The sequence below is a fragment of the Pedobacter sp. AJM genome (assembly GCF_002197755.1).
Classification (GTDB): domain Bacteria; phylum Bacteroidota; class Bacteroidia; order Sphingobacteriales; family Sphingobacteriaceae; genus Pedobacter.
In genome coordinates this window covers 328344-352138 of record NZ_NHOT01000002.1, presented here as the reverse complement: position 1 = coordinate 352138, position 23795 = coordinate 328344, and the positions used below count along the sequence as shown (strand labels likewise).

The following is a 23795-nucleotide window of genomic DNA, read 5'->3' as shown; positions in this document are numbered from 1 at the left end:
AACTTTATTTGCAGAAAGTGGTTGAAAACTATATGCTTTTGATTAGTTTTTATTAGAAAAATTACGTTTCTTTTGAAATAATTTGGTCGCAAAATAAATAACCAGAAAACCTGTAAAAATAAATAAACCATTGAGCGCTGCGCCAGGATCGTCTGCATAAATGCTAAACGCAACAAAAGTATAAGCCGCAATGAATATAATGGGCAATATAGGATATAAAGGGACGGTATAAATGCTTTTCTGATCAAGATGTGCTGTCCGCTTTCTTAAAATAAAGATGGTGGCGGCAGAACTGGCCATACTGATGCTTTCCAGAAAAATGGTGTAGTTTAAAATTTTGTCGAAAGTTTTGGCATAAAAGATAATGACCACAGCAATTAAAGTGAAAACGGTTAAACTGATGGTAATCACTTCCGTTTTCTGATTCATTTTGCTGAAAATCTTTGGAAGTGCCCCTTCTTCACCCATGGCAAACATGGCCCTTGGATTGCTCAATAAATTCACATTTACATAACCCATTACAGAAACAAAAATAATGACTGAAAGCATCTTAAAACCAGCAGGTCCAAATATCCTGGAAGCTAAAATGGCTGCGATACTTTCGGCAGATTTAAGTTCTTCGAAACCGATTACCCGAACATAAACGTAGTTGATAATCAGGTAAAGTGCAACAATAATGGATAGGCCAATGATGATTGAACGTGGAATCACTTTTTTGGCTTCTTTCACTTCACCCCCGAAATTAATGGTTTGTGCGTATCCGGCGTAAGAAAAAGACACGGCAATTAAACATAATCCCAAAGCTTTTCCATAATCTGTCCACCCTGGTCGTGTGCCCGTATGCGTTTTAAATACAGGCATGATGGTTTCGGTTTGTGAACCAAAAAATACCGCCGAGATGAGCAGTAAAATCAAGCCGATTTTCACTATGGTTAATATATTTTGCGTTTTTGAACTTGCTTTTAAACCGAGTAAATTGATGAAATAAAAGACTAAAATGGTGGTAATGGCAATGGCTACCCGGTAAACATCAGTTTGCATATGGGCTGGTAAAACAATTTTGCCTAAATATTCTGCCCCAATAATAGAAATAGCTGCTACAGATGCCGCGCTTGAAATGATGACGATGCAATTGATTGCAAAAGCAATTGAAGGATGATAAGCGGCAGAAAAGATTTTATAGTATCCTCCTGTTACAGGGTATCTGGAACCAATTTCTGCATACGTAAGTGCCCCGCAAAATGCCACAAAGCCACCAATAAACCATGCCAAATAGAAAAGTTCAGGTATCTGAGCTTTTGCAGCCACATTTACCGGCGTACGAAAAATTCCCATTCCAATCACCAAACTCACTACGATCATGGATAAATCAAAGAGTGAGAGCTGCTTTTTAGGTTGCATTAAATCAGGTTTAAATAAAAGAGAACGAAGATAGGGAAATTATGGAAGAAGTTTCCGGTTGGCCGCTTTCAGCTGGTAATTTGACCATTAAACATTTCAACAATTCCCACTTTTCCATCTCTCATTTTCCGTGCTCCTCAATCCCCAAAACAATTGTTGAAATTTTCATTTGCGAGCTTCAAAGATTAAAACTATTATTGTATAATAATTTTGCTATCCGGCTTTTGAACCGTCATCACAGATGATGGCTCATTTAAGCGATATCAAATCATCCCAAACTTATTGTCATGTTGAGTGTTAAGGCTTGTTCCGAACATCCCTCGGTAAGGCTCCTTTGTGTAATCGTAAAGTTCAACCAACCTGATAACAATTAAAAAATTTATGGCAGAAGTAATTTATAACGACGACAGCATTCGCTCATTAGATTGGAAAGAACACATTCGATTACGGCCCGGTATGTACATTGGTAAACTGGGTGATGGTTCTGCACAAGATGATGGAATTTATGTTTTGTTGAAAGAAATTGTAGATAATTCTATTGATGAGTTTGTGATGGGAACCGGAAAAACCATTGAAATCACTGTTTCTGAGCAGAAAATAAATGTTCGTGATTATGGTCGTGGTATCCCATTAGGAAAAGTGATTGATTGTGTAAGTAAGATCAATACGGGGGGGAAATATGACAGCAATGCCTTTCAGAAATCTGTTGGGTTAAATGGCGTTGGTACCAAGGCTGTAAATGCCTTATCTACCATATTTACCGTACAATCATACCGTGATGGTAAAACCAAAAAAGTAGAGTTTTCTAAAGGGGAAATGGTAAATGAACAACCCGTAATTGATACTACCCAGCGCAATGGAACGGCCATTACCTTTTATCCTGATGAAACCATTTTCAGAAATTACCATTATATCCCTGATTTTGTAGAAAGTATGGTATGGAATTACGTGTTTCTGAACACGGGTTTGACCATCAATTTCAATAATCAGAAATATTTTTCAGAAAGGGGCTTGTATGATTTGCTTTCCAAATTCAATAAGCCTGAAGAAATTCGCTATCCGATTATACATATGGTAGGGCATGATATCGAAATTGCCATGACCCACGGACAGCAATATGGTGAGGATTACCATTCTTTTGTCAACGGGCAGCACACCACACAAGGCGGAACACACCAGGCGGCCTTTCGCGCGGCAGTAGTAAAAACCGTTCGTGAATTTTTCAAGAAGGAATTTGATGCAGCTGATGTCCGTTCATCTATTATAGCGGCCATTTCCATCCGGGTACAGGAACCTGTTTTCGAATCGCAGACCAAAACGAAGCTGGGTTCTCAGAATATGGGGCCTGAAGGACCATCTGTAGCTACATTTATTAACGACTTTGTTAAAAAAGAACTGGATGATTATCTGCACAAAAATCCGGATGTGGCAGATGCCCTTTTGAAGCGTATTAATCAATCTGAACGGGAACGTAAAGACATTGCAGGAATTAAAAAGTTAGCAAACGACAGGGCTAAAAAAGCTTCGCTACACAATAAAAAACTGCGTGACTGTAAGGTTCATTTTAACAGTACACATGAAAAACGCTATGAAACGACCTTGTTTATTACTGAAGGTGATTCTGCATCAGGGTCCATTACAAAATCAAGGGATGTGGATTGCCAGGCCGTTTTCAGCTTAAAAGGTAAACCACTTAACTGCTATGAGCTGACTAAAAAAGTGGTTTATGAAAATGAAGAGTTTAATTTACTGCAACATGCGCTTAATATTGAAGATGGCCTGGATGGTTTGCATTACAACAATATCGTAATTGCGACTGATGCAGATGTGGACGGCATGCACATCCGTTTACTCATGATGACCTTTTTTCTTCAGTTTTTTCCTGATTTAGTAAAAGCAGGCCATGTTTATATATTACAGACACCCTTGTTTAGGGTTAGAAATAAGAAAGAAACCATTTATTGTTATAGTGATGAAGAGCGTCGAAATGCTATTGCAAAATTAGGTAGCAAGCCCGAAATCACCCGTTTTAAAGGATTGGGAGAGATTTCTCCTGATGAGTTTGGTTTGTTTATTGGTAAAGATATCAGGCTTGATCCTGTTATTTTAAAAGATCAGACCATTAAAAGCCTGTTAGAATATTATATGGGAAAAAATACCCCTGATAGGCAACAACATATCATCAGAAATCTTCGTGTGGAGAAAGACGAGGTGGAGGAAGAACCTAAGATAATTGATGAAGTAGCATAAATTCGGCGTTGATATAATCACAAAATTAAATCGACGCATTTGAAATCCACTAAAAGTTTAGCAAACAAATACCTGATCATTGTCTCTTCAATTTTGATCATTTTCGGAATAACAGCCGTTATTTTTGTGAATTTTTCAAACCTGCCGCTTCTCCAATCGGTTGATAAAATTGCTCAGGTAGAATATGATTACGCTAAACTTGATAGTTGTATTTTAAAGTTATATCATGCAGAAAACAACTGCAGAATGTTCATGGTGAATAGAAAGCATTGTTATCACCACGAATTTATGAAGGAGATTAAGGAAATCTCCTTCATTCTTAATGCCATCAGCCGGAAAAAGCAAAATGATTTTATATCTAAAGGTCAACCTGCTTTAATCAGTCAAAACCAACCGGCTATAAACGAGTTTATCAGGCTGAAAATTTTGTGTGACAGTCTGATCAGTTTTTCAATAAAGCTTGATCAGGTACTTGAACGGCAATCTCTTCCGGAAACTAATCTTTTTAAAATTAAAGACCAGAATGGTATTACTACATCCGCACTGGTTCAAACAACTGATTCTGTCCGCTTAGCCCGTAATGAGTTGCAGCTTAAAGCCATTAATGATTATTTAAGACTTGATCTTATCAATGAAGAAAAACAATTGTTTAACATTGATTATCAATTAATTTCTGGCATCATTCAAGGATTAAAAAGATATCAATCCATTGAAAAAGAATACTATTACAACTTATCGCAAATCACTCATAAAAGCACCTTGAATGCGGTTATTAATTTAGATAAATTTACCAAAGTATTGCTTACGCTCACTGTTGGTTTATTGGCTTTTATCTTTTACATGATCTACCATTGTTATAAGGATGAAAAAGCTTTAATTGATTACAGCAATGAACTGGTATCTTATGCGCGCACCAAAAGCTGCTTCCTGGCAAACATGAGTCATGAAATTCGCACACCTCTAAGCTCCATTATCGGATTCTCGGAACAGTTGATTCAGATTGACTTTACGCCTGTACAAAAGGAACAGGTTGCCGCCATCAGCGAATCATCCATGATGCTTCTGAATGTTGTCAATGATATTCTTGATTTTTCAAAATATGAAACAGGTAAGGTGACTTTAGCTCAAGTTCCTTTCTTACCTTATACTACCATTAAAAATGTTTTTGAAAGCATGCGTATTCAGGCTTTACAAAAGGAAATTGGTTTCTATCTGGATATGTCTGTAAACGAGGATATCTATTTTCTTGGTGATCCTTTGAGGCTAAAGCAGGTGCTGATGAATTTGTTAGGCAATGCCATCAAATTTACGTCAAGTGGAAGCGTCACATTGGAAGCATTGCTCACTTTAACTAATAGAAACCAGGCAAAACTTAAAGTAAATATTATTGATACAGGTATAGGCATTAAGCTTGCTGATCAGGAAATTATTTTCGAAGAATTTGCCCAGGTTTATGGTACTTCAACAAAAGAAAGACAACATGGTACAGGCCTGGGCCTGGCCATTTGTAAAAAAATAGTTGAATTTCAAGGCGGAACCATTTATGTAAGGAGTGAGGAAGGGGAGGGCGCTGTGTTTTCTTTCGAAATACCTTATCAAATTACTCACCATACTTTTACAGAAAGGGGAAACACAGAATTATATGATAAAGCCACATTACTGGAAGGAAAAAGAATTTTAATGGCTGATGATAACAAGTTGAATATTATGCTGGCTGGTACCATTCTCAAAAAATATAAAATTTCTTATGATGCGGTATATAACGGAGAAGAAGCCTATAAATTATTTTGCGAAAATGAATATGATCTTATCTTAACTGATATACAAATGCTCAAAATGGGCGGGATAGAACTTGCTGGTAAGATTAGAAATGAAAACGATGCTAAAAAGCGAAGCACCCCGATATTGGGGATCACTGCCAATGTTTTACTAGAAGACCGGCTGAAATACCTGGCCTCCGGAATGGATGAATTAGTACTGAAACCGTTCCTGGAACATGAGCTACTGGAGAAAATTTTAAAATATATCCGATAGCGGGAAACGATCTCCTAAAATAAGGATTTGCTTCAGTTAGTTGACTGGTGCATGAACGGTTTCTTCCGGATGTTGAGGAGGAAGAACGTCCACGTTTTTCTCTACAATGGTAATTTTCGTAAATACGGCATATTTACTTGGTGCAATTCCGCCATCGTACTTTTCTGCATAAGCTTGTGTAAACTCAGCACCGAAATAAAGAATTATTGAAGTATAATAAATCCACAGCAGGATTACAATGATAGAACTTGCCGCACCAAATGCAGAACCCGGATTGCCTTTCTCAATATAAATTCCGATTAAATACTTACCTAAACTAAAAAGTACAGCGGTGAATAAAGCACCAATAATGGCTGATTTCCATTTAATAACAACGTCGGGCAGCACTTTAAAGATGACTGTAAAAACAGCTGTTACTGCTGCGAGTGTAATCACATTATTTAAAATATAAATGATCAGGGCCATGGTATCATCCGCCACTGGAATCACCTCATCAATTTCACTCTTGGAAAGTAAAGCAATCAGCTTATCGCCAAGGCCCACCACCACACTGTTAATCACGAGCGATACCAACAGCAAAAAACCCATGGAAACAATCAGTGAGAAAGAAAGAAGCCGGTTCGTTAGCATTTTCAGCCAGCCCTTTTTTGGAATGGCCTTTACCTTCCAGATCATGTTGATGCTGTCCTGAATTTCAATGAAAATGGCCGTAGAACCAATAATTAGTGTGGCGATACCAATAATTAAGCCAATGGTAGACTGACCCGATTTGGTGGAATGTTCCACAAAACCCTGAATCTGAACGGCAGCATCCGGACCAACCATATCTGTAACCTGAGCAAAAAACCTGTTTCGTGTATCGGTATTGCTTTTATTTCCTAAAAACAAGGTGGCGGCAGATAAAACGATAATAATTAAAGGTGTTAGCGAAAATATTGTATAATAAGCAAGGGATGCGCTCAGTTTCGTAATCCTGTCTTCCACAAAACCCTTACCTGCTGCTATAAAAAGATGGTACAGTGCTATAAAAAAATGTCTGATTTTGCTAACTAACTTCATGATGCTTAAAACGGATATCCAATTCCAATGTTAAAGATTAAATTCTCTCTTCTCCAGTCCTTGTCACCAAAGGCGATATTATCAAATACCCAGCGCTGTCCTTCTGCTAAATAAGGTTTACGCACCGGGAATGCCACATCTAAACGAACGACAAAGATGGTTGCATCAACACGTAACCCCGCTCCGGTACCAACAGCCAATTCATTTAACGCGTTTTTGAGTTTAAATTCAGAACCAGGCCTACCGGTATTTTCCGTTCCAGGAATACCCACATCCTCTTTTCTGAGCCAGATATTACCTGCATCTACAAATAATGCACCATATAATACACTGACGAGTTTAAATCTTAATTCTGAATTCAGCATCAGTTTGATATCTCCACCCTGATCGGCAAAAATAGCATTATCTGGTACTTTGTATGTTCCAGGACCTAAAGTTCTGGCGGGGAAAGCGCGGATATCGTTGCTGCCCCCAGCAAAGAATTGCCGTACAAAGGGTAAAGAAGTGCTGTTCCCATACGCATAACCATAACCAACATTTAACCGGTTGGCCCAGGTTAAATTTCTGTTGATTTTATAATAATCCCTTAAGTCGGCTTCTAATCTCACAAATTGAGATAAAGGAACATTAAAAATGGAGCGCTTGCCTTCTTCATCCTTCGGAACAAATGTACCCCATAGGTTCCCACCGGTTTCTATACTACCAAAGAAAAATGTATTGTTTCTTCGGTTGGTTTCCATTTGGTTAGTGTAGGTGAAGTTATAATTACTTCCAATGATGAATTGGTTTTCTAGGGTAGTTCTTAAAAGAGGATTTTCTGTATATAATCTTAATTTTGTAGTGTCTGAAGGGAAACTAGTTGAAACGTAACTTACTGATATTGGATTAAAATTATGTTCCTTATACTGGTTTTCTTTAAAGTTATACCCGAATTCACCTTTAAAAGCATTCAGCGTATATTCACTACCCCGGTTCAGCATTTGATATGAGAGCGAGGCAATGGTTTTGGGAATAAAGGCGGTGGTGCTGTTCGGCTTATAAAAGGGAACAATAAATCTGGGGAAAGTTAACTTAGCTTCGGTAGTAAGGGAGAGTGAATTCCGGCCAAGTGAAGTTCCCCTGGTTTGGGTTTCAAAACCACCACCTACACTTAAGTCTAACTGTTCTGCGCCCCTGAAAAGGTTTCTGGTGGTTTGTGTCACCTTCACTTCCGAACCCACAAAGTTGTTGGATTTGCTGGTTCCGGTCACCGAAAACGTCAGTGAGTTTTTCTTTAATGGTGTCAGGTAAATATTAAGGTCCAGCTGGTTGTTTTTAAAACTGTCTACCGGCAAAAATTCTGCTCTTACATCCTGAAAGGCACCAATATTAACCATCCTGTTTAATGATTGGTTATGATCTTTACGGTTATATGGTTCCCCTTTCTGGAAGAAAACCAAACGATCAAACAAGCGTGGCTTAAAGGTATTTCGATCATCATAAATATTAAAATCCTTGTACTCCAGGGGTTTTAAACGTCTTAAAATCGTATCTCTTCTTAAGGAATAGTTTGGATAGATATTGATGTTTTTAATGGTGTATGGCTTTAATGCAGCATCCGGAGCAATATCCTTCACCTTTATTGAAACATTAACCAGGTTTTTGCCAATGGTACTATCCACCTGCATAATTAAATAATCAGGACTAAAGTAGAAATAACCATTTTCTTTTAAATCGTTGTCGATTCTGATCCGCTCGTTTTTATAATTGTCAAGGTCGTAAAAATCCCCTGCTTTTAATAAGGTTTTGGCTTTATTGGCATTGATAATTTTAGTCAGCACACCAGAATCCGGCGGAAAATTTACCTGATTAATTTTATACCGCTGACCAGTATTAGCAGTGTAAATGGCTTTTCCTTTTCTATTTTTAACCACTGTATCACCTGTTACTTCGGCCTGCAGGTAACCTTCGCTCAACAGATAACTGGTTAGTACATCATTATTGTATTTAAGTTTAACCTCACTTAAAAGCACAGGAGCCTGCCCTTTTTTTCGAATCCAGTTTCTTAATCCACCTTTTGCCTTTTTAGGTTCGCCGGCAAAATTATAAATGGCCAGTTTCAATTTATTATTAGGCTTAGGTCGTGTCTTACCTTTTAAGTCCGCCTTTATCTGTTTTTCGTCGTCAATTTTACCTGTAGAATCAGGATTAATTTTTACTTCAGCGCCGGTATATAAAATCTGCCCTGGTTTTAAAGATTTGGTACTGCTACAGCCCGCGTAAACTAAACAAGCCAATAGAAATAGGATAGGTCTAGTTAGTTTTCTCATTTTGTGCTTTCTGTTCAATGTTTCTTGTTCTTCTGTTTCTTTTCTTCTGGAATATTTCTCTGAATTTATTGTAATCCACAACAAGGGTAAATCCTAAACCTGTCTCGATAATCTGTCCCTGCACAATTACATCGTTTTGATTTCTTCTGTAAGCTCTTAACCTATATCTTCCATCTGCCGATAAGGCATATTCTACATTTACATTTCCTGCAATGTCTGTTGATTTTTCACCTGGCGCCTGCGGACCTTCTAATGCAAATGAGCTTCCTACGGTAACCGTTAACCGATCATTAAGCAACTTCTTGGATAAGCCCACTTCAAGGTCAGTTTTTTGCTGCATGGAACCGGTAGAATAATCTTCAGATGAATTCACTCCAAAATTAAGATCTACCCCCTGAATTAAATCAGAAGTCAGGTTATTTAACTGCTCTGTCAAAAGTTTGCTCACACTAGAGCGGGCAAGTGTAGAAACACCACCACCGCCACCGGCTAAACTTTCAAAAGGATTATTGGCGATAAATCTATTCAATGCCAGTAAGGCGAATACCTGTTTATTCAACTCGCTTTCATTCCGGTTAACGTTAATCAATCTGGTATATACCTGTCCGCCTAATGCATTACGCTCATTTTCCGGCAGGTCTAACCTGAAGGAAATAATCGGCTTCAACAGTTCACCTTTCATCATCAGATAAACCTGAAAAGGCAACTTGGTTCTTGCTTCGTATAAATCTGGCTGGTTCAGTAAATCAATAGGTGCTGCATTTACCTCATAAAGTGCCGTTAAGTTTACATTTGCTGATGTCGGTTCGCCTGTCCATACGATGGTACTGCCTTTAACCAGCTTAAATTCTTTTTTGCCTAAAGGGCCAACAGATAAATTATAAGAACCATCAATAACTTCATAACGGCCGGTCATGCTTATTTTTCCACTTGGGTCCATGGTGGCATTCAGGTTGGCATCACCCTTAATATTCAAGGCGTCACCATTTGAAGGATCTACCACCACATTAAGTTCAGCTTCAGGATCAATGGTAATGGCTGCGACCAGGTTAATACCTTTCATGGAAGATTTATTGATGCTATCCACTTTAAGTGCTTTTTGCCCGTTAAATGGTGGTGCATCTGCATCAATAAATTGTACAATGCCATCCTGATCTATAATGGATGGATCGCTTGAAGGCAGGGCGAAGAAGAATCTGGTATCTTTATTCACTTTAATATTCATCTTCACATCTGGCTGATTCATATCTCCTCTAACCTGAATATCACTGGTTAAGAAAACCTTTCCATAAATCATGTCATTATCAGCTGCAGTAGAATTAATGGCCCTGAAGTTATTCATCTTAATATCTAAACCAAAACGATAACTTCTGTAATCTGTAGTCATGACCTTTCCATTGATGGTTGCTTTCTGGTTTAGAGAATCTATCAGCGTAAAGTTATTAAAGCTAATGCCTTCATTAGTGAAGGAAATCTTTTCATTAGGCATTCTGAAATAAGAGTTAACATAGGCCACATTAATCCCGGCGTTATTAAAAGTAAGGTCGCCTAAAATTTTAGGTGCAGTTAATTCACCCTTAACACTTAAAGCACCAGTAATGGTTCCGGTTCCGTTTTTTAATTGTCCGGCAGATAAACTCTCTATATTTTTTAATTCTATTTTATCAATGTTTACAGTTAAATCCAATGCACTTTTCGGAGCCGTGTAATAGAATCCGTTTACCCTTAAATCGTGCACGCCGCTTAAGGCCACATTTACTTCATAGGCATTTTGTGTGTCATTATTAACGGCTAAACGCAATGTGCCTAACTGATCTTTTTGATAACGCAATTGATCGATAGTTAAGTTTGCCTCAAATTTAGCTGATGAAGCCAGATCTTTCACATTTGCTGTTCCATTTAAACGCCCGCCTACCAAAGTGGTATCTGTTTCTGCAAATTTAGTCAGGGTTTCTAACTGGAAATCTTTAAACTCAACGGATAGCGGTGCATTGGGTTGTGTAGGGTTACTGTTAATCGATAATGACTGACCGCTGTTGCTGATCTGAAATTGATTCACCAATATGCCGGATGCACCAAACTGGATATAATTATCTTGTGATACCACCCATTTTTGATAGTCGAGCAATAATTTTAGCGGATCTAAAGTAAATTTGAAGTCTTTATTAATAGATTGAAAATTTCCACCGATTACATATTTATCTTTACGTTGTCTGTCGCGAAGAAAAATATTAACACCTAAGATATTACTTGCCGCTTCACCACTTACTTCTGTATTAAAAAGTGAAACTGATGGACTTTGCAAAGCTTTAACGGTTAAGGCATAATCCAGTTTATTGTTATCGTTATTGATGTTTATCAGTGTGGTATCGATTTTAAAATCACCATATACCACCTGTGGGAAGCTCCCTTTAATCAGCAGGCTGTCTTTTTGGGTATCAATTAACCCGTAAAATTGCGAGGGTTTAAAAACGGTCAACTCCGGAACAAACTGCTTCAATAATTTTGAATCATAAACCTTAACAAAGAAACGCATCCGTTGATCTGGGATTTTGGTCACTTCTCCAAAAGCATAATATTTATTAATTTCATTAATAATGGCATTGCTCACTTTCGTCAGTTGATATTTACCATCGATTTTTGCTGATAAAACTTCTGATTTGAGGGTCAGCTCATTTTCAGTTGCTGTGCTTTTAGCTCTGACAGATATGGTATCTACATTAATTCTTTGCTGATCTTTTACCAGCTGTAAACCTGTAACATCAACACTGCCATTTAAGTAATCTGCATCGGCGGTGGCCAAATCAACCTTAACAAGGCCTGCAGCACTTAATACTGTCGGACTAAAATTCAAGGCTTGTAGATTTAACTGCTTTAAGTTTAAATCTGCCTTCACCGCCGGATATTTTCCCGCCAGGTTAACATTGGCATTCAATGCAAAATTGGCATTGCTATCCGGCATGCTACTTTTAATGGCTATTTTCTGATTGGCATATGTACCGGCAAGATTCAGGTTGCGATAGGTGTATTTATTATAATAGGCATTTAAAACCCGTGCGTTAAATTTTGCATTAATTTTTTTAGGATCAAGGCCGGTACCTGCAACATCAGCCTTCACCGTAACACGACCTAATTTAGGCTGCATTTTTAGCAATCGACCAACATTGAAATTATTCAGACTAATATCTGCTTTATAGCTTTCTCTCCCTTTTGGTCCCTTCATTCCTGCAACTACTATTGCACCACCCATATCCGTTTGAATATTCATATTGGTGTTGAAATCAGTCATTGATCCGGTAAACTTTCCTCTGGCATTGATTACATTTGGAAGTTCAATAGATGGTGGAAGTGATTTTTTAGGTACGGCCACCAGAATGTCGCTTTTTGTGATATAAAGTTTTTTAATATTCAGATCAAGAAAGGTTTTGTTTATGTCAGGTAAGCCTTTGGCCGTACCACTAATGTCTATCTGTGTATTCTTTAATCCGCTGACTTGTAAAAGTGGGATGTTCAGGTTATTAAGATAGCCATTTACCTTTGCATTCAGTTTAATTTTTTCATTGCGGTAATTCGCCGGAATGGCATCACTGAAATAACCGGCATCTTTTAACCCTATAGTCGTATTTTTGAAACTTAGTGCCAGTTTCACTTTTTCAGGATGTTTAGTTAAGTCATCCATTGAAGTAAAGTTAAGTTCCGTCGCGTTTTCAACGGTTGTGTTTGGCGTTTTTAAAATGAAGTTGCTTAACTTAATCTGCTTATCATTATATATGGCATTTCCTTTTAACTCATTTAAGGCAAAACCACTCTTTTCTTTCAATGATCCATTTTTAACATTGGCTTTAATACCATCAGCACTGTAACTTACATCGCTGGCACCAAAAGTAAGTCTGCTGATTTTAAGGTGATTAAAGTCCATTCCTTTAGGTGCGGCTTTTGCACCAAGGTTATCAAACTGAAAATTGTTATCTGTTAGGCTGATATTTTTAATCATTAAGCCCAAAGGCGATTTTTCCGGAACAACCGTATCTTTAACTTTTTTTAAATTGTTGCTTGGTGCAGGTTTAAAGGCGAAGAGAATATTGGATTTATTTAATTTAGCATCCTCTACAGTGTATTTACTGTTAGTGAGATCTACCTTTAAATGGACCAGACCCAATTCATTTACGGTAGCAATGGCTTTCGTTGTGGAGATCTGATCATCATAATTTACCTTCACATTGTTGAAGGCAAAATTTTCCACTTCAATTAAAGGTAGTTTCCCTGTTTCTTTCTGGCTACTATCTACACTATTGGTAATGTGCTGTACCAATTGGGTTAAAGGTTTTTGCTGAAGATATTTAAGCGAAGTATTATTTAAGTTAAGCGCTTTAATCACATAGTGCTGGTTGGCTAAATCAAATGTTTTTAACTTAGTTTTAAATGCCCCTAAATAGAGTTTCACATCATTTCCGGCCACATCATCCCGATAGGTAATGCCAATATCTTCAAAAGAAACCTTATCTACAGAAAATTTGAGGGTTGAAGTCGTATCCTGATCCACTTTTTTTTCTGGTTTTTTCTGGTCACTCATAAAAGCATCGACCAGGAAAGAAAAATTAAATGTGGTATCGGGGTTAATGCGCTTCACATTCGCACGGATATTTTTTAACTCAATATTATTAATCTCAACCGTATTCTTTAATAATTTAAACAGACTGATATCTACGGCTAACTTTTCAGCATATAGCAGTGTATCGCCTTTTCGGTCTTCGATGTAAAATTTATTTAAAACCACATCTTTAGGTAAAGCAATTTTAATGCTTTCCAAACTGACTTCAGTTTTAGTTTTGGTTTTGAGATAGTTAATCGCCTTTCCTTTTACAAAATTTTGTACGGCAGGAATATTTAGTGAAAGGGCTATACCGACAACCAGGATGATAATTGAAGCAATTACCCAGAGTAAAATTTTTAAACTTTTACGTACGTATTTATTCAAAGCTGATAATGTTTGATGGTTTCTTTAAATGCTAAAAGCGTACCCCTAAATAAATTTTAGGGCATATTTATAAATAATACAAAAAATAAACTAAATTGTTCGCCCGCCGCAAAAATTTAACATTGGCGGCATAATAATCAACAATAAATGAAATTATTAAATCTGAATATTAGTTTTGAGCAGTATGCTGGCCTTAATGAACTGAACACAAAAGACAAGCTGCTTTGTGAAAATGCAGAACTGGCCTTAAAGGGTTCATATTCACCTTATTCAAAGTTCAGGGTGGGTACGGCCATCCGTTTGGCATCCGGTGAAACCATTCTTGGGAGCAACCAGGAAAATTTAGCCTATCCATCCGGATTGTGTGCAGAGCGTGTAGCATTATTCTCTATCGGATCCAATCAGCCCAATGCCATTATTGAAAGCATGGCCATTACTGCGCAAACTGATCATTTCCAGATCACAAAACCTGTTACCTCATGCGGAGGCTGTTTGCAGGTGATGGCAGAATTTGAACGTAAACAAACAACACCAATTGAAGTAATTTTTTATTGCCTCAATGGTGAAATCTTAAAAGTACCCAGTGTAAAAAGCTTACTGCCTTTTTCTTTTGTAGAAGACAGGCTGGAAAGATAGCGTTTTATTAAAGCTAAAAATCCGGTATTATGTAGAATAACCACTTCAATAAAAGGGCAAGATTTAATTATTCAAGTCATTCCATCAAAATTTGAACTTTGAATGTGCATAACCTCTGTTCATTCGATGAGATCATTTTTATTATATTTACGGCTGCCAATTTTGTAAATAGATGAGTGAAGAATTAGACCAAAACATAAACGAAGAACACAAGCATACCGTAACGCCAATTAATGGTTTATATGAAAACTGGTTTCTCGATTATGCGTCTTATGTAATTCTGGATCGTGCCGTTCCGCATATTCATGATGGTTTAAAACCTGTTCAGCGCCGTATTATGCATTCGTTGAAAGAAATGGATGATGGGCGTTTCAATAAGGCAGCCAATGTAATTGGAAATACCATGAAGTATCACCCACATGGTGATGCCTCCATTGGTGATGCAATGGTACAAATTGGTCAGAAAGATTTGCTGATTGATATGCAGGGCAACTGGGGAGATCCCATTACCGGCGATAGTGCTGCGGCACCGCGTTATATTGAAGCCCGCTTGTCGAAATTCGCAAATGAAGTGGTCTTCAATCCCGATACTACCGAATGGCAATTGAGTTATGATGGACGAAATAATGAACCCATCACTTTACCGGTTAAATTTCCGTTGTTATTGGCACAGGGAGCAGAAGGTATTGCCGTTGGTTTGGCAACCAAGGTAATGCCACACAATTTTAACGAATTGCTGGATGCTTCGATTGATGTGTTAAAAGGAGAAAGGCCGAATATTGTACCTGACTTTTTTACCGGTGGAATGGCTGATTTTTCGAATTATAATGAAGGACAGCGCGGCGGCAAAATCAGGGTTAGGGCAAAAATCACCGAAAAGGATAAGAAAACCCTTGTGATTACGGAAGTTCCTTACAGTACCACAACCAGCTCTGTCATCGACAGTATTCTGGCTGCCAATGATAAGGGCAAAATCAAAATCAAAAAAATTGAAGACAGTACAGCAGCGCATGTAGAAATTATTGTGCACCTGGCTCCCGGAATTTCGCCTGATGTAACCATTGATGCATTATATGCTTTTACGGCTTGCGAGGTTTCGATCTCACCCAATACCTGTATTATCCAGGATGATAAGCCACACTTTTTAAGTGTAAACGACATCCTGATTCAAAATACCAAACACACCAAAAGTTTATTAAAAAAAGAACTGGAGATTCGCCTGCATGAGCTGCAGGAAAAAATCTTTTTTAGTTCACTACTTAAGATATTTATTCAGGAGGGGATGTATAAAAACCCTGAATATGAAAATTCCAGTAATTTCGATACCGTTGTTGAAGTATTGCATTTACTTTTTGATCCTTTCAAACCTTCGCTTTACCGGGAAATTTTACCCGAAGATTTTAAAAAGCTGATCGATAAACCAATGAGTAGCATCACCCGTTTTGATGTGAAAAAGGCAGATGAGCAAATGAAAAATCTGGAAGATGAAATCAAGGTGGTTAAAAATCACTTAAAACACCTGACCGATTACACCATCGCCTGGTTTCAGAAATTAAAAGATAAATACGGGAAAGGTAGAGAACGGAAAACTGAAATCCGTTTGTTTGATCGGGTAGAAGCTTCAAAAGTGGCTTTAGCAAATGTGAAACTGTATGTAAACCGTGAGGATGGTTTCATTGGTACGGGCTTACGTAAAGATGAGTTTATTGCAGATTGCTCAGACATTGATGAAGTGATTGTTTTCCGTGAAGATGGAAAGTGTATGATCACCAAAGTGGCCGATAAAACCTTTGTTGGAAAGGGAATTATTCATGCCCAGGTTTTTAAAAAAAACGACGAGCGCACCATCTACAATATGATTTACAAAGATGGCGGTACAGGAGTAGCTTACATTAAGCGTTTTGCAGTTGTCGGTGTAACAAGAGATAAGGAATACGATTTAACCAAAGGATCAAAAGGCTCGAAAGTTTTATATTTTACTGCCAATCCGAATGGTGAAGCTGAAATTATAAATGTTGCCCTGAAGCCGCACTCTAAATTGCGTAAGCTTCAATTTGATCAGGATTTTGCTGAAGTAGCCATTAAAGGTCGTGGATCGCAGGGGAATATCATTTCTAAATATCCCGTTAAAAAAATCACCTTAAAAAGTAAAGGGGTTTCTACCTTATCAGGGTTAAAAATTTGGTATGATGATTTGTTAAAGCGCCTAAACGTTGATGGAAGAGGGAAGTATCTCGGTGAGTTTGATGGCGATGACCGGATTTTACAGGTACATAAAGACGGTTATTATGAATTAAGCTCATTTGAACTAAGTAACCACTTTGATGACGGCTTGATTTTGATCGAAAAGTTTGATCCTGAAAAGGTATTTGCTGCGGTTCATTTTGAAGGCAAAGCACAAAATTATTTCATCAAGCGTTTTGTTTTTGAACTGCAATCCATTGGTAGAAAAACCATTTTTATCAGTGAGGAACAAAAATCTAAATTGTTGTTTTTAACGGCGCACCCTGCCGCAAGGATTATTGTTGATGTGCTTAAAGGTAAAACGCAAATTCCGGAGACGTTAGATTTGATGCTTGCAGAATTAATTGATGTAAAAGGCTTAAAGGCAAATGGCAACCGCTTATCGCCACATGATGTGCAAAAAGTAGTGTTGGAAGAACCCGCCATTGAAGTGGAAGATGCTGATGAAAATGAAGAGAGTGGAAGTAATGATGAGCCAGGTGAAGGTATTGAAGGGGCGGTAGTAGAAACAGAAACAGTTAATGATATGGCCGAGCCTGAAACCAATGAAGAAATTTCTAAACCAGAAGTAGTTGAGGAGGTTGCCGAAACAGCAATAAAAGAGCAGCCAAAGCCTAAATTTGAACGGAAAATAGTGCCTGCTGTTGAAGAGAAAATAGTACAGGAAGAAAAGCCGGTAATCAAACAACCAGCTCAGGAACCAACTGGGATTAAAGAGGAAGAAACCGAGACTGAAGAAAAAGCTGTTGAAGAAGTAGAAAAACCTGCACCGGCGAAAAAAGAAGAACCTAAAATTAAGGATAAGCCGAAAGCTGAAGAAAAGCCGGCTAAAAAGGTAGATTTCGAAATTACCAATCCCAATGATATTGAAATTGATGACAAAGGTCAATTGGGACTTTTTTAAACAATAAGTCGTTATTGCTAAGGTACGCAGCAATCTTAATGTAATCGCTATACAAGGACCTAATGGTTGATGTGACACCAACCATTAGGTTGAAATATAAACGCTGATTTCCTTTGTAGCATAAATACTGATGGTAAAGTCGACTATTTCACATTTAAAGAATTGGTGGGTCGGGCAATCCTCCACCTGTTGAGGGTTTAAAAGAATAGTATCTTTCGATTACGTATCTTAAAATTTAAATCTATATTTGCCTTACTCAAAGGGGTGCTTTTGAATTGTGCAACAGCTGTTGCAATCGGAGGCTGAGATTACACCCGTTTTAATTGGAAAGTTAAAAGTCCAAAGTCGAAAGTTTAAGCTTTTAACTTTGAACCCAAAACTTTGAACTTAAATGCACCTGATCCGGATAATGCCGGCGTAGGGAAGAGGTTAATTCAACATACTGTTTCGCCCTGAAAGCAGTTTCAATTATTTTTATCTGCCGTGAGGCAAAATTATTGTAAATGAATTTTCAGGAGTGGTTCAGGCTTTTTCAACAACAAATTCTACATACTTCAATCATAGAATGGCTGGCCGTTGGTTTCGGTGTTTCTGAGGTTTTACTGGCTAAAAAAAACAACATCTGGTTATATCCTACCGGGATTATTTCCATTCTATTATCCATGTTTCTTTTACTTAATGTTAAGCTCTATGCAGAAATGTTGCTTAGCATTTACTATCTGGTGATGAGTGTTTATGGGTGGATGATTTGGAAAAAGCGCAAAATTGACGGTGAAAACCAGGTATCATGGAGTACCAGCCAGGAGTTGTTAATTGCAGTATTAATTGCTGTAGTTGGTTTCTTTGTGTTATATTTTGCATTAAGACACCACACTGATTCTGACGTACCACTTCTGGATGCCTTTGTGTCATCAACCGCATGGGCCGGAATGTGGCTGCTCGCAAAACGTAAAATTGAGAATTGGATTTTCCTCAACATCTCCAATATAGTGGCTATACCTTTATTATTTCATAAAAAGCTACCGCTTATGGCCTGCCTAACTACTTTCCTTTTTATAGTCGCCATATTTGGCTTTCTAGATTGGAAGAAAATTATCGGCAAGAGGAAATTTAGGGTGGCTTAACACTACCAATATGGAAAAGGCAGTATTTGCTTTGAATAGAATACCTTCCATGCTCATTAGATAAAAAAACATGCAAAATACGTTAACATCAACCTGGCAAAATAAGGTAAGGGAATTTGCAGCGCAATCTGAAGCGTTGGGAGAGTTGCATCCGGAAATTTTGGACCTTGCCTACAAGGAAAACTGGTTTAAACTTTTTGTGCCTCAAATTTATGGTGGTGCAGGGAAGAAACTTCCTGAAATTCTACATCTTGAAGAGGAGTTGGCTGAAGCCGATGGGAGCTTAGGGTGGACTGTAACCCTTTGTGCTGGTGCCGCCTGGTTTGCGGGTTTTTTAGATCAGGAACTTGCGAAGGAAATTTTTTCAGAGAGGGAAGTTTGTTTTGCGGGCAGTGGTGCAGTTGGAGGAACGGCAGTTCAAATGGAAAGTGGTTACCTGATTAATGGTCATTGGAAATATGCCAGTGGTGCCTTACATGCTACTGTTTTTACAGCCAATTGTACGATAAAAAAAGTAGATGGTACTGATCTTCTAGATGAAGATGGAAATCCTGAAGTCATCTCTTTTATCCTTAAGAAAAATGAAGTGGAAATTCTTTCCGGCTGGTCATATTTTGGGTTGATTGCAACCGGAAGTCATGCATTTGAAGTAAAAGACCTGCTTGTTCCAGTAAACAGAACCTTTAAAATCAATAGCGATATTAAAGTGGCAGATCAAGGCTTTGATTATCCTTTTTTACAACTGGCTGAAACTACGCTGGCTGTGAATAGCCTAGGGATGGGCAGGCATTTTATCCGGTTGGTAGAAGATTCTTTTTTTGCACGTTCGGGGCTAAGCAGATACAATGATGAACAGGTTGCTTTTTTTACTTCTGAATTAAATGGTTGCAAAACCGAAGTTGAATCGTTGAGAAATCAATTTTATACCACCTTTGATCAATCATGGGATCAACTTATTCAAAATGGTTCGATACAAGAAGATCAATTGCAAATGGTGAGTCGCATAAGCAGGAAACTTGCTCATGCCTGTAGAAGAGCTGCTGATACGCTTTTCCCTTATGGTGGGTTGGAAGCCGCTAAAAAGGAATCAGAAATTAACCGGGTTTGGCGAGATATTCATACCGCAAGTCAGCATGCATTGCTCACTTTTGAAAATTAGTGGTGGGTATAATTTCCAGTTTAATTTAGACCCTAAAATGAAATAAAAAAAGCCCATGATCATCATGGGCTTTTTTTTACTGATACTGAATGTAGATCGGTTTCGGTGTAAGTTTTAATAACTCTTCCGGAGTCATTAAACGTTTAGGTTCTTTTTTCAAATCATTTTTATAAAAAAGCTTGAAACCTGTAAACTGCACAGGCTCACCATAAACGAAATGGCGATAGGTACCTTTCTTCAGTTCTGGCTCACCCCATCCATCCATGTGTACAACTACCTGTACTTCCGGACGTAATTTAATGTTTGCGGCATTGGTTACCATTTTCTTCGTAAAACGGTGTAAAACAAATACTTTCGGAGGCAAGTTATATTTTTTAACGATATCTGCAAGGTATCCTGTTACATAGTTGACATCAGCAGCATCATAAGTTCCGATTTTTTTGCCTGGAAGAGAACCATCTTTCATTGAAAATTCAGGATCGATTCCTAAATGCACGTATGGCAATTGAAGATATTTGGCAATATGCGGAAGCTCATCCTTTATAGTGCTTAATGCCACCTGTAAATCCAGAAAAACAATGGTATTAGGTTGCATTTTTGCAATGGTTAATACAGAATCAATCTGTTTGTTACCCATCCGGTTGATATATTTTTTGTCCTTTCCAGGTGTTCCGCTTGCTACTGCAGCAATGTAATGCAAACCCGGTTGAACAGGTGTAGAAGGGTCAGCCTTTTCCCAATGTTTAACTTCAGCATTCAGGCGTTGCCACATCTCTTTTGGTGCGTACTCACCCAAAGCCCCCATTTTTTTAGAGTGAAGGTTTCCGTAATAAACCACAATCCTTTTAAAAGGTAAAATGGCGCCAGCAAGTGGAACAGGTTGATTTTTAACCGGCCATTTGCCTGTGGTATCACCGTTAGCAAGTTTTTTTATAAGAGAATCATATAGTTTTGGATCAACAGGCTTCATCACGTTTGCGGTTGAATCTCCTTTCTTTTTAGTGGTGTCAGATGTGTTCTGGCCGGTACCACTTTTGCTCTTGCCATCTGAGTTACAGTTTGCAAATAAACTGATTGCAGCAAAGCCAAGTATAATTGTGCCTGCTAATTTGGGGAATTTCATAGATAATATAATGGGTTATTTAGTGTTGCAGTTTTTACAACTGGCTTTTAATCGGAAAAGATATGGAAATTTGCTGAATTAAAACAAATAAATTATACGTTACAGAATTTACCAAAAACACCTAAAGGTAGTTTTATACCTGCAGTAGCTTGTAAGTATAACTCACCTGTTTCTAAGTTCTGAACACTTGGATAAGAGGTCCGGATTAAATTTTCGACAATCACAGATGAAAATCCTAATGAATAGGTATTTAAAATTAAGAAATGTTCCTCTTCATCCAAAAGCTGAACTACATCTTGCATCATTTCCTGGATATGATCTTCCAGCTTCCACTTTTCGCCATTCGGTCCATGGCCATATGCTGGTGGATCTAAAATAATACCATTGTATTTTTTACCTCTCTTCAGTTCTTTTTTTACAAACTTTAAAGCATCTTCCACCATCCAACGGGTATTTTTCAAACGCGATAATTCTTGATTTTCATTTGCCCAGGTTACCACCTGTTTAATAGAATCGACGTGCGTGGTTTCTGCTCCGGCAGCATTTGCAATTAAAGAGGCAGCACCTGTATAGGCAAAAAGGTTGAGCACCTTTGGTTGGGGCGTTTTAAATTTTTTAATAGAAGAAGAAATAAAATCCCAGTTAACCGCTTGCTCAGGGAACACACCAACATGTTTAAAGGAAGTTAGTCCTAAGCGGAGTTTAATAGCCACTTCGTCATTTTTATATTCTACATGCCAGCGATCTGGTATGGATTGATTTTTTTTAACCCACTCTCCTGAAGTTGCAGACCGACCTCTGAATGTAATGTTAGCTGTTTTTTTCCACTCTGATTCTGATAATGTTTTTTTCCAAACGGCCTGTGGTTCAGGACGGATTAAAATCACATTTCCAAAACGTTCTAATTTTTCAAAATCCCCGCAGTCAATCAGTTCATAATCTTTCCAGTGCGTTGGGGTCAATAATTGTATCATGTATTAATATGTGTAGTTCGTTATTGCTTCGTACCTCGCAATGATAGTTGTATTTAAAACTTGTCTTTTGCAGCTTTCATAAAGCGACTTGCGAACACAAAGTCGTTCAACTCTTTAATGTCTGTATGCGCAATTTCCTTATTACTACCTTCCCAAAATTTCTTACCTTCATGCAGGAATAAAATATAATCACCAATCCCCATTACGGAGTTCATATCATGGGTAACTACAATGGTAGTGGTTTTGAATTCTTCGGTTAACTCCTGAATTAATTCATCAATAACGATGGAAGTTTTTGGATCCAATCCAGAATTAGGCTCATCACAAAATAAGTATTTAGGATTCATTGAAATGGCACGGGCGATACCCACACGTTTCTTCATTCCGCCTGAAAGTTCTGCCGGGAACAATTTGTTTTTGCCAGCCAGATTAACGCGTTCCAGACAAAAATTTACCCGTTCCAGCTTTTCTTTTCTGGTTTGATCAGTAAACATATTCAGCGGAAACATAATATTATCCTCTACCGTCATACTGTCAAATAGGGCAGATCCCTGAAAAAGCATTCCGATTTCTTTACGCACTTCGATCCTTTGTTCGTAAGTCATAGGGGTAAAGTCGCGGCCATCATATAAAACAGAACCGGAATCTGGCTGATGTAAACCAACCATACATTTCAGCAAGGTTGTTTTACCAGAGCCCGAACCTCCAATAATCAAGTTCGTAACACCCTCTTCAAATTTACCGGAAATGCCTTTTAAAACGTCATTGCCCGAAAATGATTTATATATATCTTTAACTTCGATCATTACAATAACAATTGGGTAACTAAATAATCGCAAACAAGAATAGAGATACAGCTAATTACAACTGCCCTGGTACTGGCCTGAGAAACTTCTAAAGCTCCGCCACGAACATAAAAACCTTCATATGCCGGCACTGAAGTAATGATGAAACCAAAAACAAAAGCTTTTACCAAAGCAACCACAATGGTATAAGGGTTAAAATCTGTCGTGATTCCCTGAAGATATTCTGCCGGAGTAACTGCACCTGATAGTGAACCGCCAAGATAACCACCAGAGATACTTAAAAACATAGAGATGATTACCAGCATAGGTACCATGGTAATGCCTGAGATGATTTTTGGAAGAATTAAATAACCCGGCGCATTAATGCCCATAATTTCCAGTGCATCAATTTGTTCGGTTACCCGCATAGAGCCAATTTCAGATGAAATAGCAGAGCCGATTTTTCCAGCCAGCACAATTGCGCTGATGGTTGGACTTAACTCCAGAATACTCGAATCTCTGTTCACTGAACCGATAATGGTTTTAGGTATAAAATCACTCACCAGCTGGAAAGCAATCTGGAGGGTCATTACTGCACCAATAAATGTAGAGATGATGGCGATAAGGCCCAGTGAGCCCACACCTACATAATCCATTTGCTTGGCAATTTCCTTCAAATATATTTTAAGTTTTTCCGGCCTTCTGAATACAGATTTGAGTAGCAGGATGTATCTCCCGAAATTGGTAAAATTCATTCCGTATGTATTGCTTAATTTAAATGATCATTTATATTACTACAAAGAAACGATAAAAAA

At 38.0% G+C, this 23795-nt stretch carries 14 protein-coding genes; 6 read left to right on the top strand and 8 right to left on the bottom strand.

Annotation, left to right across the window (positions count from 1 at the left end; all coding sequences use genetic code 11):
* Positions 1 to 42 precede the first annotated feature (42 nt).
* Positions 43 to 1401, bottom strand: a complete 1359-nt coding sequence (locus CBW18_RS05460; protein WP_088300309.1) for an APC family permease — start codon at positions 1399 to 1401, stop codon at positions 43 to 45.
* Between the two features lie 381 nt (positions 1402 to 1782).
* Between CBW18_RS05460 and CBW18_RS05455 the strand changes: the two genes are divergently transcribed.
* Together CBW18_RS05455 and CBW18_RS05450 are read left to right on the top strand one after the other, a co-directional pair.
* Positions 1783 to 3651: a DNA topoisomerase IV subunit B gene (locus tag CBW18_RS05455; protein ID WP_088300308.1), complete on the top strand. Its 1869-nt coding sequence runs from the start codon at positions 1783 to 1785 to the stop codon at positions 3649 to 3651.
* 39 nt (positions 3652 to 3690) lie between these two features.
* Positions 3691 to 5685 carry an ATP-binding protein gene (locus tag CBW18_RS05450; RefSeq protein ID WP_088300307.1) on the top strand — a complete coding sequence of 665 codons (1995 nt, stop codon included), beginning with the start codon at positions 3691 to 3693 and terminating at the stop codon, positions 5683 to 5685.
* A 36-nt stretch (positions 5686 to 5721) separates the two neighbouring features.
* Here CBW18_RS05450 and CBW18_RS05445 read toward each other — a convergent pair whose 3' ends face one another.
* From CBW18_RS05445 to CBW18_RS05435, 3 genes are read right to left on the bottom strand one after another with little or no spacing between them, the layout of a single operon-like run.
* Positions 5722 to 6744 (bottom strand): YihY/virulence factor BrkB family protein, encoded by a 1023-nt coding sequence (locus CBW18_RS05445; RefSeq protein WP_088300306.1) that lies wholly within the window; start codon positions 6742 to 6744, stop codon positions 5722 to 5724.
* A gap of 5 nt (positions 6745 to 6749) precedes the next feature.
* Positions 6750 to 9053 (bottom strand): BamA/TamA family outer membrane protein, encoded by a 2304-nt coding sequence (locus tag CBW18_RS05440; RefSeq protein WP_088300388.1) that lies wholly within the window; start codon positions 9051 to 9053, stop codon positions 6750 to 6752.
* The gene (locus CBW18_RS05435) at positions 9037 to 14031 is read right to left on the bottom strand and encodes a translocation/assembly module TamB domain-containing protein (RefSeq protein WP_088300305.1); all 4995 of its coding nucleotides are present in this window, start codon (positions 14029 to 14031) and stop codon (positions 9037 to 9039) included. The genes CBW18_RS05440 and CBW18_RS05435 overlap by 17 nt, the downstream gene beginning before the upstream one ends.
* A gap of 147 nt (positions 14032 to 14178) precedes the next feature.
* On the opposite strand from CBW18_RS05435, the gene CBW18_RS05430 reads away from it, so the two are divergent.
* From CBW18_RS05430 to CBW18_RS05415, 4 genes are all read left to right on the top strand, one after another.
* Positions 14179 to 14667 carry a cytidine deaminase gene (locus tag CBW18_RS05430; RefSeq protein WP_088300304.1) on the top strand — a complete coding sequence of 163 codons (489 nt, stop codon included), beginning with the start codon at positions 14179 to 14181 and terminating at the stop codon, positions 14665 to 14667.
* 172 nt (positions 14668 to 14839) lie between these two features.
* On the top strand, positions 14840 to 17815 hold the full coding sequence (locus CBW18_RS05425) for a DNA gyrase/topoisomerase IV subunit A (RefSeq protein ID WP_088300303.1): 2976 nt from the start codon (positions 14840 to 14842) through the stop codon (positions 17813 to 17815).
* A 503-nt stretch (positions 17816 to 18318) separates the two neighbouring features.
* Positions 18319 to 18939: a nicotinamide riboside transporter PnuC gene (pnuC, locus tag CBW18_RS05420; protein WP_088300302.1), complete on the top strand. Its 621-nt coding sequence runs from the start codon at positions 18319 to 18321 to the stop codon at positions 18937 to 18939.
* Between the two features lie 70 nt (positions 18940 to 19009).
* Positions 19010 to 20098, top strand: a complete 1089-nt coding sequence (locus CBW18_RS05415) for an acyl-CoA dehydrogenase family protein (RefSeq protein ID WP_088300301.1) — start codon at positions 19010 to 19012, stop codon at positions 20096 to 20098.
* A gap of 76 nt (positions 20099 to 20174) precedes the next feature.
* Here the strand turns inward: CBW18_RS05415 and CBW18_RS05410 are convergent, their stop codons facing one another.
* The 4 genes from CBW18_RS05410 to CBW18_RS05395 all read right to left on the bottom strand — a co-directional run bounded on the left by CBW18_RS05410 (position 20175) and on the right by CBW18_RS05395 (position 23735).
* On the bottom strand, positions 20175 to 21221 hold the full coding sequence (locus tag CBW18_RS05410; protein ID WP_088300300.1) for a hypothetical protein: 1047 nt from the start codon (positions 21219 to 21221) through the stop codon (positions 20175 to 20177).
* A gap of 92 nt (positions 21222 to 21313) precedes the next feature.
* Positions 21314 to 22195 (bottom strand): class I SAM-dependent methyltransferase, encoded by an 882-nt coding sequence (locus CBW18_RS05405; RefSeq protein ID WP_088300299.1) that lies wholly within the window; start codon positions 22193 to 22195, stop codon positions 21314 to 21316.
* A gap of 53 nt (positions 22196 to 22248) precedes the next feature.
* Positions 22249 to 23001 (bottom strand): ABC transporter ATP-binding protein, encoded by a 753-nt coding sequence (locus CBW18_RS05400; protein WP_029284071.1) that lies wholly within the window; start codon positions 22999 to 23001, stop codon positions 22249 to 22251.
* Positions 23001 to 23735: an ABC transporter permease gene (locus CBW18_RS05395; protein WP_029284070.1), complete on the bottom strand. Its 735-nt coding sequence runs from the start codon at positions 23733 to 23735 to the stop codon at positions 23001 to 23003. The genes CBW18_RS05400 and CBW18_RS05395 overlap by 1 nt, the downstream gene beginning before the upstream one ends.
* Positions 23736 to 23795: the final 60 nt, after the last annotated feature.

Excerpts from the sequence above, each read along its gene's own strand:
- CBW18_RS05460 (WP_088300309.1), bottom strand. The coding sequence starts at position 1,401 with ATGCAACCTAAAAAGCAGCTCTCACTCTTTGATTTATCCATGATCGTA.
- CBW18_RS05455 (WP_088300308.1), top strand. The coding sequence starts at position 1,783 with ATGGCAGAAGTAATTTATAACGACGACAGCATTCGCTCATTAGATTGG.
- CBW18_RS05445 (WP_088300306.1), bottom strand. The coding sequence starts at position 6,744 with ATGAAGTTAGTTAGCAAAATCAGACATTTTTTTATAGCACTGTACCAT.
- CBW18_RS05440 (WP_088300388.1), bottom strand. The coding sequence starts at position 9,053 with ATGAGAAAACTAACTAGACCTATCCTATTTCTATTGGCTTGTTTAGTT.
- CBW18_RS05430 (WP_088300304.1), top strand. The coding sequence starts at position 14,179 with ATGAAATTATTAAATCTGAATATTAGTTTTGAGCAGTATGCTGGCCTT.
- CBW18_RS05425 (WP_088300303.1), top strand. The coding sequence starts at position 14,840 with ATGAGTGAAGAATTAGACCAAAACATAAACGAAGAACACAAGCATACC.
- pnuC (WP_088300302.1), top strand. The coding sequence starts at position 18,319 with ATGAATTTTCAGGAGTGGTTCAGGCTTTTTCAACAACAAATTCTACAT.
- CBW18_RS05415 (WP_088300301.1), top strand. The coding sequence starts at position 19,010 with ATGCAAAATACGTTAACATCAACCTGGCAAAATAAGGTAAGGGAATTT.
- CBW18_RS05410 (WP_088300300.1), bottom strand. The coding sequence starts at position 21,221 with ATGAAATTCCCCAAATTAGCAGGCACAATTATACTTGGCTTTGCTGCA.
- CBW18_RS05405 (WP_088300299.1), bottom strand. The coding sequence starts at position 22,195 with ATGATACAATTATTGACCCCAACGCACTGGAAAGATTATGAACTGATT.
- CBW18_RS05400 (WP_029284071.1), bottom strand. The coding sequence starts at position 23,001 with ATGATCGAAGTTAAAGATATATATAAATCATTTTCGGGCAATGACGTT.
- CBW18_RS05395 (WP_029284070.1), bottom strand. The coding sequence starts at position 23,735 with ATGAATTTTACCAATTTCGGGAGATACATCCTGCTACTCAAATCTGTA.